This is a genomic window from Serratia sp. Je.1.23.a (assembly GCF_051129805.1).
Lineage (GTDB): Bacteria > Pseudomonadota > Gammaproteobacteria > Enterobacterales > Enterobacteriaceae > Serratia > Serratia liquefaciens.
In genome coordinates, this window is record NZ_JBCPSR010000001.1 from 573495 (window position 1) to 588716 (window position 15222).

At 54.1% G+C, this 15222-nt stretch carries 12 protein-coding genes; 9 read left to right on the plus strand and 3 right to left on the minus strand.

Annotated elements, in window-relative coordinates:
* The first annotated feature begins 101 nt into the window (after positions 1 to 101).
* Together AAZT04_RS02875 and trpS are read left to right on the plus strand one after the other, a co-directional pair.
* A complete protein-coding gene (locus AAZT04_RS02875) occupies positions 102 to 1037 on the plus strand; it encodes a LysR family transcriptional regulator (protein WP_261135077.1) in 936 nt (311 codons plus the stop codon).
* Between the two features lie 157 nt (positions 1038 to 1194).
* Positions 1195 to 2202 carry a tryptophan--tRNA ligase gene (gene trpS, locus AAZT04_RS02880; RefSeq protein WP_261135078.1) on the plus strand — a complete coding sequence of 336 codons (1008 nt, stop codon included), beginning with the start codon at positions 1195 to 1197 and terminating at the stop codon, positions 2200 to 2202.
* A 43-nt stretch (positions 2203 to 2245) separates the two neighbouring features.
* Here trpS and AAZT04_RS02885 read toward each other — a convergent pair whose 3' ends face one another.
* A complete protein-coding gene (locus AAZT04_RS02885; RefSeq protein WP_046374184.1) occupies positions 2246 to 3604 on the minus strand; it encodes an MFS transporter in 1359 nt (452 codons plus the stop codon).
* Positions 3605 to 3822: 218 nt separating this feature from the next.
* Positions 3823 to 4728: a GntR family transcriptional regulator gene (locus tag AAZT04_RS02890; RefSeq protein WP_261138559.1), complete on the minus strand. Its 906-nt coding sequence runs from the start codon at positions 4726 to 4728 to the stop codon at positions 3823 to 3825.
* A gap of 141 nt (positions 4729 to 4869) precedes the next feature.
* Between AAZT04_RS02890 and AAZT04_RS02895 the strand changes: the two genes are divergently transcribed.
* From AAZT04_RS02895 to AAZT04_RS02925, 7 genes are all read left to right on the plus strand, one after another.
* The gene (locus AAZT04_RS02895; RefSeq protein ID WP_128863973.1) at positions 4870 to 5895 is read left to right on the plus strand and encodes a zinc-binding alcohol dehydrogenase family protein; all 1026 of its coding nucleotides are present in this window, start codon (positions 4870 to 4872) and stop codon (positions 5893 to 5895) included.
* 120 nt (positions 5896 to 6015) lie between these two features.
* Positions 6016 to 6849 carry a phosphonate ABC transporter ATP-binding protein gene (gene phnC / locus AAZT04_RS02900; protein ID WP_020825828.1) on the plus strand — a complete coding sequence of 278 codons (834 nt, stop codon included), beginning with the start codon at positions 6016 to 6018 and terminating at the stop codon, positions 6847 to 6849.
* A gap of 51 nt (positions 6850 to 6900) precedes the next feature.
* Entirely contained in the window at positions 6901 to 7833 is a 933-nt protein-coding gene (gene phnD, locus AAZT04_RS02905; protein ID WP_020825829.1) for a phosphonate ABC transporter substrate-binding protein, read from the plus strand.
* Between the two features lie 58 nt (positions 7834 to 7891).
* Positions 7892 to 8755 (plus strand): phosphonate ABC transporter, permease protein PhnE, encoded by an 864-nt coding sequence (gene phnE, locus AAZT04_RS02910; protein WP_020825830.1) that lies wholly within the window; start codon positions 7892 to 7894, stop codon positions 8753 to 8755.
* Positions 8752 to 9651, plus strand: a complete 900-nt coding sequence (gene phnE, locus AAZT04_RS02915) for a phosphonate ABC transporter, permease protein PhnE (protein ID WP_041414326.1) — start codon at positions 8752 to 8754, stop codon at positions 9649 to 9651. The genes phnE (AAZT04_RS02910) and phnE (AAZT04_RS02915) overlap by 4 nt, the downstream gene beginning before the upstream one ends.
* 341 nt (positions 9652 to 9992) lie before the next feature.
* Positions 9993 to 12491 carry a putative mucin/carbohydrate-binding domain-containing protein gene (locus AAZT04_RS02920; protein ID WP_434678900.1) on the plus strand — a complete coding sequence of 833 codons (2499 nt, stop codon included), beginning with the start codon at positions 9993 to 9995 and terminating at the stop codon, positions 12489 to 12491.
* A 279-nt stretch (positions 12492 to 12770) separates the two neighbouring features.
* Positions 12771 to 13235, plus strand: a complete 465-nt coding sequence (locus AAZT04_RS02925; RefSeq protein WP_020825833.1) for a DUF1456 family protein — start codon at positions 12771 to 12773, stop codon at positions 13233 to 13235.
* A gap of 104 nt (positions 13236 to 13339) precedes the next feature.
* Here the strand turns inward: AAZT04_RS02925 and AAZT04_RS02930 are convergent, their stop codons facing one another.
* Positions 13340 to 14986 carry a methyl-accepting chemotaxis protein gene (locus tag AAZT04_RS02930; protein WP_434678902.1) on the minus strand — a complete coding sequence of 549 codons (1647 nt, stop codon included), beginning with the start codon at positions 14984 to 14986 and terminating at the stop codon, positions 13340 to 13342.
* Positions 14987 to 15222: the final 236 nt, after the last annotated feature.

Consider the following 15222-nt stretch of genomic DNA (forward strand, 5'->3'; position numbering starts at 1 on the left):
GCCGGAATGGCGCAGAACTTGAGGGTTCGGAAAGTATTGGCTTTCGCTATCGATACATCCAATACTCTATTTATGCTTCCAAAATACGAAAAAGGTATCACGTGATTGAGCTACGCCAACTGCGGCAATTTGTCGCCGTCGCCGAAGAGATGAGCTTTCACCGCGCCGCCGAGCGATTGCACATGGCGCAGCCGCCGTTGACGGCCGCCATCAGAAAGATTGAGCAGGAGCTGGGTGTCCCCTTACTGGAACGCGGCAACCGGATCACGCGCATCACCGAGGCTGGGCAGGTGTTTCTGATCGAGGCGCGGCGGACCTTGGCGCAGTTTGAGCGCACCCTTGGCAATACCCGACGTGCGGCGCGTGGCCTGACGGAATCGCTGCGGTTGACCTTTGTCGATAGCACGGTCAATGCCCTGTTGCCGGGGATCCTGCGCCAGTTTCGTCAGGCGCACCCGCAGGCGGAGTTCCATTTGCAGGAGGCCACCACCGCCGAACAGCTGATCGCGCTGCGCGACGATCGCGCCGATATCGGTATGGTGGTCCTGCCGATAGCGCCACAGGATGAGCTGCAGATTCTGCCTTTTTTACAGGATCGCATGGTGCTGGCGCTGCCGGATCACCACCCTTTGGCGACGCAACGGCACGTGACGCTGAGCGATTTGGCCGATCAGCCCTGGGTGCTGTTTCCGGCACATTATGGGCCGGGGATGCACGCGGCGATTTTGCAGGCCTGTGCGGTGGCGGGGTTCAGCCCGCGTATCGTGCAGGAAGCTCGGCAGATGCAAACCATCGGCGGGCTGGTGGCCGGTGGGGTGGGGATTGCACTGATGCCGGCTCTGTTTGCGGTACTGAAATCACCCGGCGTGGTGTTCCGCGAACTGAGTGGCGCAGGTAGCCCGGTGCCCTATACGCTGGCGCTGGCGTTACGCACCCCTTCACCGCTGAACGAGGCATTTTGTCGTATCGCCGTCGAACAGGCGGCGGCCTGGCAGCGTGCGGTTATTGACAACCGGCGCAGTGGGGGGATACCTTAAAAGCATGAATATGCCGATGCACTCCACTCACAGCCAGTCTTGGTGGCGCCTCCTCTGAAGGCGGCACGGGTATTCACACCTCTTTTCAATGCCGCCGGTTCTGGCGGCATTTTTATTGCGTTGATCCGGTGGTGTATTTACTTTCAGGAGCAATGCAATGAGCTACACCATTTTGACCGGCGATCGCGCCACCGGATCCCTGCATTTAGGCCACTACGTCGGATCCTTGCGCCAGCGCGTTGAGCTGCAACAACAGCATCAGCAAACGGTGCTGGTCGCGGACCTGCAGGGGCTGACCGATAACGGCAACAATCCGCAAAAAATCAGCGCCAACGTGCTGAATCTGGTCGCCGACTACCTGGCGGTCGGCATTGATCCGGAGAAAACCACGATTTGCCTGCAATCCGCGTTGCCGGCGCTGGCTGAGCTGACGATGTATTTTCTCAATCTGGTCAGCGTGGCACGGCTGGAGCGCAACCCCACAGTGAAAAGCGAAATTATCGAAAAAGACTTTTCCCGCAGCCTGCCGGCCGGTTTTCTGGTTTACCCGGTCAGCCAGGCGGCGGACATCACCGCATTTGGCGCGACCCACGTGCCGGTTGGTGACGATCAGCTACCAATGCTGGAGCAGACCAACGAGATCGTGCGGCGTTTTAATCGCATCGTTGGCAGACCGGTACTGACGGAATGCCAGCCGTTGCTGAGCAACGTCGGCCGCCTGCCGGGGCTGGATGGGCAGGGCAAGATGTCGAAATCGCGCGGCAACACCATTACTCTGGGCGCCGATGCCGAGCAGGTGCACAAGGCGGTAATGAGTATGTTTACCGATCCTGGTCACCTGAACGTGAAGGATCCCGGCCGCGTGGAGGGCAATATGGTGTTCACCTATATGGATGCTTTCTGTGAGGATGCCGATCTGGTTGCCGATCTGAAGGCGCATTATCGTCGTGGCGGGCTGGGGGACATGAAAATCAAACGCCTGTTGGAAGATTGCCTGCAAAGCCTGCTGGAGCCAATTCGTACCCGTCGGGCCGAGTATCTGGCCGACAAGGGCGAGCTGTTGCGTATTCTGCAGCAGGGCACCCAGCGTGCCGATAAGATCAGCAAGCAGACGCTGGCACAGGTGAAAGGCGCGTTGGGGCTGGATTTCTTTAGCCTGTGTTGAACGCACGCCCTCAACCGTGGGAGAGGGCGGCGGAGTGAAATCCTTAGGCGGCGCTGTCAACGATCGGGTGTTTAACCACGAAGATATACGACAGTGCACCTATCAGGGTGAAGCAGGAACAGAGGATGAGCGCCAGGTTGAAAGAGTGGGTGGTATCGAGGATCCAGCCGGTGACCACCGGCGCGAACGAAGCGAAGATAAAGCTGGCGAAGTTTTGAATGCTGCCGACGGAGGCCGTCATACGCGAGGTTACCGCCACGTGGATCAGGCCCCAGCAGGAGGTGCCGGCAAAGTGGATACAAAACAGCGCCATGCCGATCAACAACACCGCGCTGTAGGTGGTGGTAGCCTGGGCAACCACGGCGGTAAAGGACGCGGACAGCAGCATGCCGGCCACAATGCAAATTTTGCGGCTTTTCAGCGGTGCCATTCCGCGCCGAACTAAAAAGTCGGTGACGAAACCGTTCGACAACATACCTGCGGCGCCAAACAGGAAGGGGATGGCACTCATTAGCCCGGTGCTTTTCAGATCCAGATGGTAAGTGGTTTGCAGGTAACCCGGCAGCCAGGCCAGATACAGCCAGGCGGTGTAGTTGATGCCGCTAAAGCCGATCATCATGCCCCACATGGTGCGGTTTTTGAATAGCCCACGCCACTCGCGAAAGTTCATCGGTTCAGGCCGCGCGCTGACGCTACCGGCGTTCAGATAGGCCTGTTCCTGAGCACTCAGGCTGACGTCCTGCCGGTTGCGGTACAGCATGTACCAGCCGATCGACAGGGCGATCCCCAACACGCCGATGGTGATGAACATACCGCGCCAGCCGAAGGCCAGCATCATGGCCGTGAGGATCGGCGGGCTGATCGCCAGTCCGATGGTCGAAGCGGCATTGAAAATGCCCATGGGCATGCCGCGATCTTTAATGTTGAACCAGTCATTGATCACCTTTACACCACACGGATTCATTGGCGCTTCGCCGATCCCCAGCCCGATACGTACCCAGATAAACTGGGTGAAGTTATGGATCATGCCGGACAGCGTTTGAAACAGCGACCAGACAAACATCCCGATCCCCAGCATCAGACGTGGGCCTTTTCGATCCAACAGCGGCCCGCAGGGCAGTTGGGCGATGCCGTAGGCCAATGAAAAAGCCGACAGCAGCAAGCCGATTTCGGTACCGCTCAGCCCCATTTCTTCCCGAATGGTGGAGTTCGCCACTGAGAGCGAGCTGCGATCGAGAAAATTGATTATTGCCGCCAGAAATAGCAACAACATGGCCGTAGTTTGGATTTTTTTAATTTTTGCCGAGCGGACTAACATGCCCTCCGGCGGCATAGGAATTATGTTATCAGAATAGGGATCCGTTTGTGGTTTGCCGCTATCGACGGTATGGGTTCTTTCCATCTTTCTTTGCCTCCAGAATTTCGCATTAATAATATTTATTATTCCGGGTATTCCCCTGGGAAGTGCATTAGCAGGTGGTCGGCAGTAAGCCTAGTGGGCGAAATGGGGTTGGCGGTGTGTTTTGTCGCGGTTCCGTGCAGCAGCCAATATTTTGCTGCTTTTTATCGGTTTTAAATGCTGTGGGGGTGTTTTTTATCAATAAAGAACGCCATCCCGAATCAGGCGATGCTCTGATTGATCGAGCGGATCATGGACTGCTTGGCGGTGTCCAGATGGCGGTGCAGGCCGTTGATGGCTTCCTGATCGTTACGGCAGATCAACGCGCTGAGAATAGTCATGTGTTCTTCAATGGCGACGATATTGCGCTGTTTAAGATCGGTTTCATCCCACTGGTAGTGGAAATGGAAAATCACGGAAATGATCTCCAGCGACTGGTTGAAGAACGGGTTGTTGGCGGCGGAGAGGATCAGCCCGTGGAAATCGCGATCCAATTGGGAAAACAGGCGATAGTTGTCGCTGATGTTTTCCCGCAGTTGGCGGTGACGGCTCAGCAGCTCTTTGGCCTGCAGCCAGCGCTCGTCGTGCATCGGCAGATTGATAAAGTGGGAAAGGGCGTGCGTTTCCAGCATCTGGCGCAATTCAAACAGCTGTTCGGCGTAGCGTTGACCAAATTTCTTCATGCTCCACTGACCGCGCCGGACGCTGTCGATCAGGTTGTAACGGCTGAAGTGCAGCAGAAACTCCCGCACCACCACCGGGCTCACGTTGACAGCACGCGACAGCTGCAGTTCGCTGAAGGTATCGCCGGCGCGCAGCTGCTTTTGGTTGATCATTTGGTAGAACGCCTTTTCAAACTTTTTCCCCTGTTCATCAAGAGAAAGGCTCTGGCAGTCGAAGCCATCTTGCGGCAGTGCCCGGCGTAAAATAACGTAGTCATCGCCGACTTTTTCCAGCACGCCACACTGGGACAAGTGCGCCAGCGTATGGCGCACGGTGGTGCGGCTGATGTTGTACATTTCGGCCAGGGCGGCCTGAGACGGCAGCGGCGAGCGCAGGTGACCGTTATTGATGCTGTCGATCATCTGGTTTACTACGTTTTGCCGCAGGTTTTGGGTTCTGCTCATGCTGTGCCTCAGGTGTTTTTTATGCATTTAAAACCAATTTAAATCGGTTTATTTAGCGATACCTCACAGATTTGTCTGAACATATCGGCGGCGCTCCGGTTTTTATTTAATAACCTCCTCATCATTAGTGGAGGAAAAACGATGACAACAATGAAAACCTTAGTGTGTGAGCAGCCGACAAAATTAGTTTATCAACGGCGTCCGGTGCCTTTTCCTGCCGCGCAGGAAGTGGTGATAAAAATAATCACCGTCGGCATTTGCGGCACGGATATTCATGCCTGGTCCGGTCATCAGCCTTTCTTCAGTTATCCACGCGTATTGGGTCATGAAATATGCGGTGAAATTGTCAGCGTCGGCAATAACACCACTGACTGGCAGGTGGGCCAGCGGGTGGCGGTAATGCCGTATATTTCTTGCCACCGCTGTGGCGCCTGCCAAAGTGGCAAAACCAACTGCTGCGAGAATATTTCGGTGATGGGTGTTCATCAGGATGGCGGTTTTTGCGAATACCTCAGCGTGCCGATCGGCAACCTGCTGGCGGTGGACGATGTGGCTCCTGAAGCGGCGGCGCTGATTGAGCCCTTTGCCATCAGCGCTCATGCGGTGCGTCGTGCCGGAATTGCGGCGGACGATCAGCTGCTGGTGGTGGGTGCCGGGCCTATCGGGCTGGGCGTCGCGGCGATCGCCAAAGCCGATGGCGCGCAGGTGGTGGTGGCGGATACCAGCGCCGAGCGTCGGCGGCACGTCGAGCAGGTGTTGCAGTTACCAACGCTTGATCCGCAGGATGAACGCTTTGATGCGGCGCTGCGCGGCCAGTTCGACGGCAAATTGGCCGCCAAGGTGATTGACGCCACCGGCAACCCGCAGGCGATGAACCACGCCGTCGATCTGATTCGTCACGGCGGCAGCATCGTGTTTGTCGGCTTGTTTAAGGGCGACCTGCAGTTCTCCGATCCGGAGTTCCATAAAAAGGAAACTACCCTGATGGGCAGCCGCAACGCGACCAGCGAAGACTTTGCCAAGGTGGGGCGGCTGATGGCGGCAGGGAAAATCACCGCGCAGATGATGCTTTCACACCATTTTGATTTCGATACCCTGGCGGAGCATTACGAAGCGCAGGTGATCAACAACAAGCAGTTAATTAAGGGTGTCATTCACTTTCAATAAGCCCCTGCGGGAAATGATGGCACGCGTCATTTCCCGGCCACAAAAGCATCATCCCGTTGTCATAAACTTATCCGTTAATAGGTGCCCATAATGATTAGTCACTGAAACCAGAGAAATCATATGGCTCAGGCACTGTTAAAACTGGCACCAACCGATTTTCCAGGGCAGCAACCGGTTCAACTACAAAAAGTGTTATCGGTTAAAGGTTTGGGAAAAGCGTATAAATCTCAGCATCGCGTGCTGGATGACATCAACTTCGATCTGCACGTCGGTGAATTCGTGGCGGTGATCGGGCGTTCCGGCGCCGGCAAATCCACCTTGCTGCATACCCTGAACGGCACCATTCCTTCGAGCTGTGGCGAGATGCTGCACTTTGAGGATGACGGCGTAGCTCAGGATATCGCGCAGCTTTCCCCTCGTCAGATGCGGCAATGGCGTGCCCGCTGCGGCATGATCTTCCAGGACTTCTGCCTGGTGCCACGGCTGGACGTGATGACCAACGTGCTGTTGGGGCGACTGAGCCACACCTCGACCCTGAAATCCTTCTTCAAACTGTTTGACGATACCGACCGCGCCCGCGCTATCGAGCTGTTGCAATGGCTCAATATGCTGCCGCATGCCCTGCAGCGCGCCGAAAACCTGTCAGGCGGTCAGATGCAGCGAGTGGCGATCTGCCGCGCGCTGATGCAAAACCCCAAAATCCTGCTGGCCGATGAGCCGGTAGCATCGCTCGATCCGAAAAATACCCGTCGCATTATGGATGCGCTGCAAAAAGTCAGCGAAAACGACATCGCAGTGATGGTGAACCTGCACTCGGTCGAGTTGGTAAAAGAGTACTGCACCCGGGTGATCGGCATTGCACAGGGCAAGATCGTGTTTGACGGCCACCCTTCGCAATTGAACGAACGGATACTGCACCAGCTGTACGGCGAGGAAGCCAATCAGATCCATTAACCACCAGAACCTTTATCTTCACTTTTACCTTTACACACACAAGGCATTGTAATGAAAAAAGTATTGAGTCTGACCACAGTGATGGCCGGCGCGATGATGGTATTTAATGCTGCCGCAGCGGATGCACCTAAAGAACTGAATCTGGGCATTCTTGGCGGACAGAACGCCACCCAGCAAATCGGCGACAACCAGTGCGTGAAGCAGTTCCTGGACAAGGAACTGAACGTGGACACCAAGCTGCGCAACTCCTCTGACTATTCTGGCGTGATCCAGGGCCTGCTGGGCGGCAAAATCGATCTGGTGCTGAGCATGTCACCGTCGTCGTTTGCCTCGGTCTATATCAAGGATCCGAAAGCGGTTGATATCGTCGGCATCGCGATAGATGACGTTGACCAATCTCGCGGTTACCACTCCGTGGTAGTGGTTAAAGCCGGTAGCCCGTATAAAAAGCTGGAAGATCTGAAGGGCAAGGCCATCGGCTTCGCCGATCCGGATTCCACTTCCGGTTTCCTGATCCCGAACCAGGAGTTCAAGAAACTGTTCGGCGGCACGGTAGACAATAAATATAACAACGCCTTCTCTAGCGTCACCTTCTCCGGCGGCCATGAGCAGGACATCCTTGGCGTGCTGAACGGCCAGTTCGAAGGCGCGGTGACCTGGGCGTCGATGATCGGCGACTACAACACCGGCTATACCAGCGGCGCGTTCAACCGCATGATCCGTATGGACCATCCCGATCTGATGAAACAGCTGCGCATTATCTGGCAGTCGCCGCTGATCCCGAATGGCCCAATCCTGGTGAGCAACTCGCTGCCGGCTGATTTCAAAGCCAAGGTCGTGACGGCCATCAAGAAGCTGGATAAGGACGATCACCAGTGCTTCATCAAGGCCATGGGCGGTAAACAGCACATCGGTGACACCACTCTGGCGGAATACCAGAACATCATCGACATGAAACGTGAGCTGACCAAAGGCGACCGTTAATGCTGACGGGGCTCGGCCTGGTCGAGCCCCGCTGAATTCCTCACGTCGGAAACCTATTTTGAATACAGATTTTGCGCACTACTACCAACAGATCCGCAGCAAGCAAAAGCGCGAGACGCTGTTTTGGTCGCTCGGTCTGGTGGCGCTCTACCTGGGCGCCGGCAGCATCGCCGAGTTCAACCTGCATACCGTGTGGGTCTCCATTCCTCACTTCTTTGATTATCTGGCGGAAACCATCCCCACCCTGCATTGGAATCTGCTGTTCGCCGATGGCCGCACCGAAGGCTCTTTGGCCTACTGGGGCTATCGGTTGAATATCCAACTGCCGCTGATTTGGGAAACGCTGCAGCTGGCGCTGGCGGCCACCATTCTTTCGGTACTGGTGGCGGGGGCGCTGGCATTCCTGGCGGCCAATAATACCCACAGCCCGGCGTCGTTGCGGCTGGCAATCCGGACGCTGGTGGCGTTTTTGCGCACCATGCCGGAGCTGGCCTGGGCGGTCATGTTCGTGATGGCGTTTGGCATCGGCGCCATTCCGGGCTTTTTAGCCCTGGCGCTGCACACCATCGGCAGCCTGACCAAACTGTTTTATGAATCGATCGAAACCGCGTCCAACAAGCCGGTACGTGGGCTGGCGGCCTGTGGCGCGACGCCGCTGCAGCGCATGCGGTTTGGCCTTTGGCCGCAGGTAAAACCGGTCTTCTTGTCGTACAGCTTTATGCGCCTGGAAATCAACTTCCGTCAGTCGACCATTTTGGGGCTGGTGGGGGCGGGCGGCATCGGCCAAGAGCTGATGACCAATATCAAACTCGATCGCTATGACCAGGTCAGCATGACGCTGCTGCTGATAATTCTGGTGGTTTCGCTGCTGGACTATGCCTCGGGCGAACTGCGCAAACGGGTCGTGGAGGGGAAAAAATGATCACAGCACCAACGCTCACGGCGGAAGGAATGCAGGCGCTCAAGCAGCAGCATCCGGAAATATTCTCGCAGCAGCGTCGCTACCTGCGCACCGTCGGCATTATCGCGGTAGCGATCGCGCTGTATTACCTGTTCTTCTTCCAGTTTTTCGGCATCTCCTGGCCGCAGTTCGTTAACGGATGCCATCAGCTTGGCCGCTATTTTATGCGTATGTTCGTCTGGCATGATTTCGTCAACTGGCCGTTCATGTACTATTTCCAGCAGATTTTCATCACCATCGGCATTGTGTTCGCCGGGACCATTACCGCTTCGCTGATCGCCTTGCCGCTGTCGTTCTTCGCAGCGCGCAACGTGATGTCAACGCCGCTGTTGCGACCCATATCGGTGGTGGTGCGGCGGTTTTTAGATATTTTTCGTGGCATCGATATGGCGATCTGGGGGCTTATTTTTGTCCGCGCGGTTGGTATGGGGCCGCTGGCCGGGGTGCTGGCGATCGTGATGCAGGACGTTGGTCTGCTCGGAAAACTGTATGCGGAAGGGCATGAGGCGGTCGATAAATCCCCGAGTCGTGGTCTGACGGCGGTGGGGGCCAACGGCCTGCAAAAGCACCGTTACGGTATCTTCACCCAGTCGTTCCCGACCTTTCTGGCGTTAAGCCTTTACCAGATTGAATCCAACACCCGCTCGGCGGCAGTGCTGGGCTTTGTGGGGGCTGGCGGGATAGGGTTGGTGTATGCGGAAAACATGCGGCTGTGGAATTGGGACGTCGTGATGTTTATCACGCTGATCCTGGTGGTGGTGGTGATGATTATGGATAAGGTGTCATCGATCCTGCGTAATAAATACATTATCGGCGAAGACATTCCGTTGTATCAGCAGAAAAGCCAAATCGATTAAGCACTGACACTATTTCACTGGCGGTTGGACATATTTGGCTTCTGATGCTGCGTTATCCACTTACAAGATTAACGCAGCGTATAAATAGCCAGGTAATTATGATTAAGGCGCAATGTCACCGTTGCGCCTTGTTATTTTTATGGGATTTATCCCCCTCGATGTTCTATGTGTTGTGTGGTACTTCAGTAATCGCTATCGATTAGTGCGTAAGTGCATTCTTAATTATTTTATCCAGGTCTGTTAGAGGACAAAATAACCTTGAGGAATGCAGGATGCCAACTATTACTAAATCAAAATCACTTTATACTTTGACGCGACCCGTTTGGTTAGATGCTGCGGGCATGAGCAAAGGGATTGACCACGATCGTCAACATCTGGGGATTATTCTCGCCGCCGGCCAAGTGGTACGCGTTCGCCAGACCAATTCGGCCTTTAGCGGCAAGCTGAAGCTGCGCTTGCTGAACGACGACAGCAAAACCGAGGCCGAATTCACTATCGGCAGCAGCTGGGTTGAGGCCAGCGTGAAGGCCGTATCCGTGCCGTTTATCGACACGCCATACGCGGCTGGGGCGCCCGTCGTGGAGGTTGAGTACCCGGACACGTCGAAAATCTTGCCGGTCTACCGTAAAGGCGAAAACGAAACGGCGTTCTTCGCCCGCTGGGATAATCAGGATGCGGAATTTGCACTTGTCGAGTCCGACTACGCGGCGCTGCTGGTGCCAAAAATCAGCAAAAAAGAGCTGAAGGCGCTGGGCGAAGCTAAAAACATCGACGGCCTGATCGCCTATTACGATCGCATTTTCACTTTTTATAATGCGCTGGCGGGGGTGTCATTCGAGGCTGAGAATGCTTCGGATCTTAATATTAAAAACCGCTACTTTATTAAGGCTGATAAAAATGGCGCCGGCGCTGCTTATTACGGTGGTCGTTGGACGGCGGAAACCAGTAATTCGGTCAGCAGTTTCTGGCTAACCCCGAAAGACAATAACTGGGGAAGCCTGCATGAAATTGCCCATGGTTATCAGGGCCATTTTATGGGCGATAAATACTTCGCCACCGGTGAGATGTGGAACAATATCTATGCTGCCTGTTATCAGGACGTGATGCTGGGGGCGCGCAAATATCAAGAGGGCTGGTTGTATGCGCATGGCGATATGGCTGGCGTGGAGAAGGTTATTGTCGATTTTATCGCCAAAGCTATCCCGCTTAATCAATGGGACCTGCGCTCGAAACTCTACTTTGCGGTTCTGATGGTGGATAAGGCGGGCAAAAATGCCTTCACTCACTTTAATCAGCAATACCGTAAAAGTTGCAACACCCCAGGCTTTGTTCCTTCCGAACATGCGCTGCTGGATATGCTCAGCGAAAGCTTTGCGGTCTCCGGCGAGCAGGTTGACGTTACGCCATTTATCCAACTGGTCGGCGGCTACGTCACACCGGTCCAGCAGAAGCGTAATGTCTTTAGCCATGCGAAAGCGGTTTATCCTCTCTATCAATTGGTTGCCGCGCAGGATCTTGATGCGGTGAAAACGCAGTTGAAGCTGGACTCCACCCTGCGTCTGGTGGATTCCGCCCAGTTGAAGGCTACCGGCCTGAAAGGCAACGTTACCCTGAGCTTTGACATTGACGATTTCACCCAGATTTATGGCGAAGATCTGATCCTGCTGGAAGGGGCACGTTACCTTCGCAAAATGCGGATCGACAGCCCAACCCTGGTGCTGAAAGAGCTACCGATTGGCGTTTATACCCTGCGACTGCCTACCGGCAAAGACCGGAAGTATCAGTTGGCCCAGGGTTACCTGGTGCTGAAACAGGGCGATAACGCGCTGAAGCTCGGCTTGGTTAAAAAAGTTGCGTCGCCGATCGCCACGCAAGAAATTAATCTGTTGGGGCTGAGTGATGCCGTTTTCGCCACGGTTGTGGCCGATCGCGGCAGGGGCAAAGTGGTGATTGACGTTACCAGCAAGGAACCGCACTCTTACTTCCCCGGAGAGACCTATGCCAAAATCACCCTGCGCAATGCACAAGATGCGGTGATCTTCAGCAAGGATATCCAGGGCACCGCCGCGAGCCTGAGCCATGATGAGTTGCCTCTTGCCGTCGGCGACAAAATTGAAATCTATCATGTGGAACCGGGACGCGTACGGGTGGCACCGGCCTCTCCGGATATCATTGATAATAAAAATAAAACCAACGTATTGACGATCACCCAATACGGATTGAAGAACGAAACCTTGTCGGGAGATCCGCAGGCAGCTCTGTTGGTGCGTCTTGAGGCAGCGGTACAGCGTCTGCGTGAATACCGTCAGGCGTATTTAGCGCCGTTCAGTGAGTTTAAAGACGATATCTATCTGGCGATCAATACCTTCGACAGCCCGCAGCGCGAGCAGTTATCGGCAAGCTATCAGGATTGCATTCCGGTTCACAATACCCGGCCGGGAGATCACCTGGGCAATGCCTTTACCATTGCCGGCAAAGGCATTGGCGATCGTCAGTTCCTGACCGGTACGGTCGATTTGGTGAAGAAAACTTTCACCCTGTCGATAGGGGCAGGGATTGCACATCATTACTTCACGGATGTTTATGCGGCCGTTAGCTACACGGATGCGGAAGGTAACGTGCTGTATAGCGATGAGCTGGTGGGTAACCAGGAGCAACAGGCTCGTTCGGTCGTGTTGCCAATTTCCGGCTACGGCGGCGAGGTGATTCAACTGCGTCATGAGGAACCGGATAACCGCCTGATTATCACCAACGAGATGCAGCACGTCCGGCTGGCTGAAAAGGGCAAGCAGCAGAGCTATTGCCTCACGCCGGTAGGGCTGGAACGGATTACTGAATAACCTATACCCGTCATACTTGAAGCTGCCTCTGTGTTGGCTGCGCTCACTTACCCGAATCACTTACTACAGTAAGCTCATCGGGATGCGCTCCCTTGCCGCCTTGATGCAACTCCAATTATTTAGGGTATATATATGGTGCCGGTTTGATAACCCAAAAGCCAAATCGATTGAGAAACCCTGCACTGATCCTTATACTGCCGCACATATTCAAGGCGTGCGGCACTTATTTGATTTAACAACGCGAGCACGCCTTCCGGTTTACAAGCTAAAGGCAATTCTATGATCAACAATGACGTGCTGCGCAGCGTGCGCTACATGCTGAGTATTAACGACGCGAAAATGGTCGAGATTATCAAGCTGGATAATTTCGATGTTGCGGTCTCGGCAATGGGTGCTTACGTCATCAAAGAAGGTGAGCCAGGTTTCGAGAAGTGCCCGGACGAAGTGATGGCTCACTTCCTGAACGGTCTGGTGTTTTTCAAACGCGGCAAGGACGACAAGTTCCCGGCGCCGGAAGTGGAACTGCCGATCACCAATAATCTGGTGTTGAAAAAGCTGCGCGTGGCGTTTGAGCTGAAAGATACCGACATGCATCAGATATTCACCGCCGTAGATTTCCGCATTTCCAAGCCAGAACTGAGCGCGCTGTTCCGCAAAGAAGGCACCAAAAACTTCCGCCCGTGCGGCGATCAGATGCTGCGTTATTTCCTCAAAGGTTTGGCGCAACGCCTGCGCGGCGCATAAGTTACGCCACCATTGATGAAAACCGCTTCTCAACGCCAACATCCTGTTGGCGTTGTTCTTTCTGCGATATGAACCAAAATCGAGCTTAACTCTTATTTAGCGCCTCAAAAACGGCTCCAATTCTCCGTGTCATCATCGGCAAGCGCTGGTCCTTTCGGTGCGGTAATAACCTGCGGGCGGACATTAATCGCGGCGGGCACGGACGTGGATAGTTTGAAAACGGCGACGGTTTGGTTCAAGTGATTGGCCTGATCTTCCAGCGCACTGGCGGCGGAAGCTGATTGTTCAACCAGCGCGGCATTCTGCTGGGTCACCTTATCCATTTCGTTAACGGCCTGCGCGATCTGTGCAATCCCACGGCTTTGTTCTTCTGAGGCGCTTGAGATCTCCTGCATGGTTTCCGTGACCTGACCGATGGCGGTTACAATCTCCGTCATGGCTCCGTTAACGTTCTCTACCAGATCGTTGCCCTGACTGACGCGCAGCACCGACGTATCAATCAGCGTTTTAATTTCTTTGGCTGCCTGAGCGCTGCGCTGTGCAAGGTTGCGCACTTCACCGGCGACCACGGCAAAGCCACGGCCTTGTTCACCTGCACGCGCCGCTTCCACTGCCGCATTCAGGGCCAAAATATTGGTTTGGAAAGCGATACCGTCAATGACGCTGGTGATATCACCAATTTTGCGTGAGCTGTCGGCGATATCGCTCATGGTGACCACCATTTTGCGAGTAATCTCGCCGCCGTTGATGGCACTTTGCGAAGCGCTTTTCACCAACGAAGTGGCAGCGCCGGCGCTCTCTGCGTTGTTTTTCACCGTAGCAGAAAGCTGCTCCATGCTGGCCGCCGTTTCTTCCAGTGAACTTGCCTGTTCTTCCGTGCGGCTTGAGAGGTCGTTGTTACCCGCGGCAATTTCCTGCACGCCGGTATAAATATTTTGCGTGCCTGCACGGACGGCGCTGACGGTATTCGCCAGCTCATCACGCATATTGACGAGCCCTTGCATCAGCTTGCCAATTTCATTATTCCCACTGGCATTAATTTCTATCGCCAAATTTCCGTGTGCAATTTCAGCTTGATAGTCGATAATCTGATTGATTTTGTTGATCACATATTTTCTGATCCAGACCAGTACCACGCCGGTGAGCAGAATAAAGATAAAAATAAACGTCAACGATAAAGGCACCATTTTATGGTAACTGTCCTGTGCCGCAATACCCGCTGGAGTAATAATATCGTTGGCAACGTAGGCTGATGTCTCATCAAGCGCAGACATGAAATGCGTGGCTGAGCTATTGTGCATAATTGTTTGGAAACGGGAGATATCGCCATCTTCCAGGCTGATAATTAATTTAAGCAGGTCGCCGCGTGCTTTTTCATACAGATTCTTGACGTTCTTGGTCCGCGCTTGTTCATCCTGATCCTTCAGTGACAGTTGATAAAATTCTTCCATCAATTTATCAACTTCAGTGAGGCGCTGGCGAAGTTCGCCCAGAGATTTTTTTGCATTGTGATTTTGTGGCTGCGTGCTGAGCATCAAGGCATCTTTCAGCACGTCTTCACGGATCTCGGTAACGGAAGCGTAGGCATTATCCATTGCCATGATTTGATTAAAGCCGGAGGAGATTTGTGTAATGCGGTTATTGGTGCCTGAGGCATCCAGAATGCTCCATACGCCGGAGAATATCTGAATAATACAGAATAGGGTTAAAATCCCCATTAGCCCGTGGGAGATTTTTAATCGTTCAAACATAGTACAACCTGAGATTTCAGTGAGGTGCCAGTGCGGCAAATAACACTATTTTGCCGCGAGAAGTGCTGTGTGTTTTCGGCAGATTACGATAAAACTTTAGTGATTAATTGGGAACGGGATTTTGAGTGCCATAATATCTTTGTTTTTAACTTTTCGTTTTTAGTTGAAACATACAGATAACATGAACTGGCCTGAGGTCTATTATCTAAAGCCCGGCAGTAAAGTAATAGCGATAC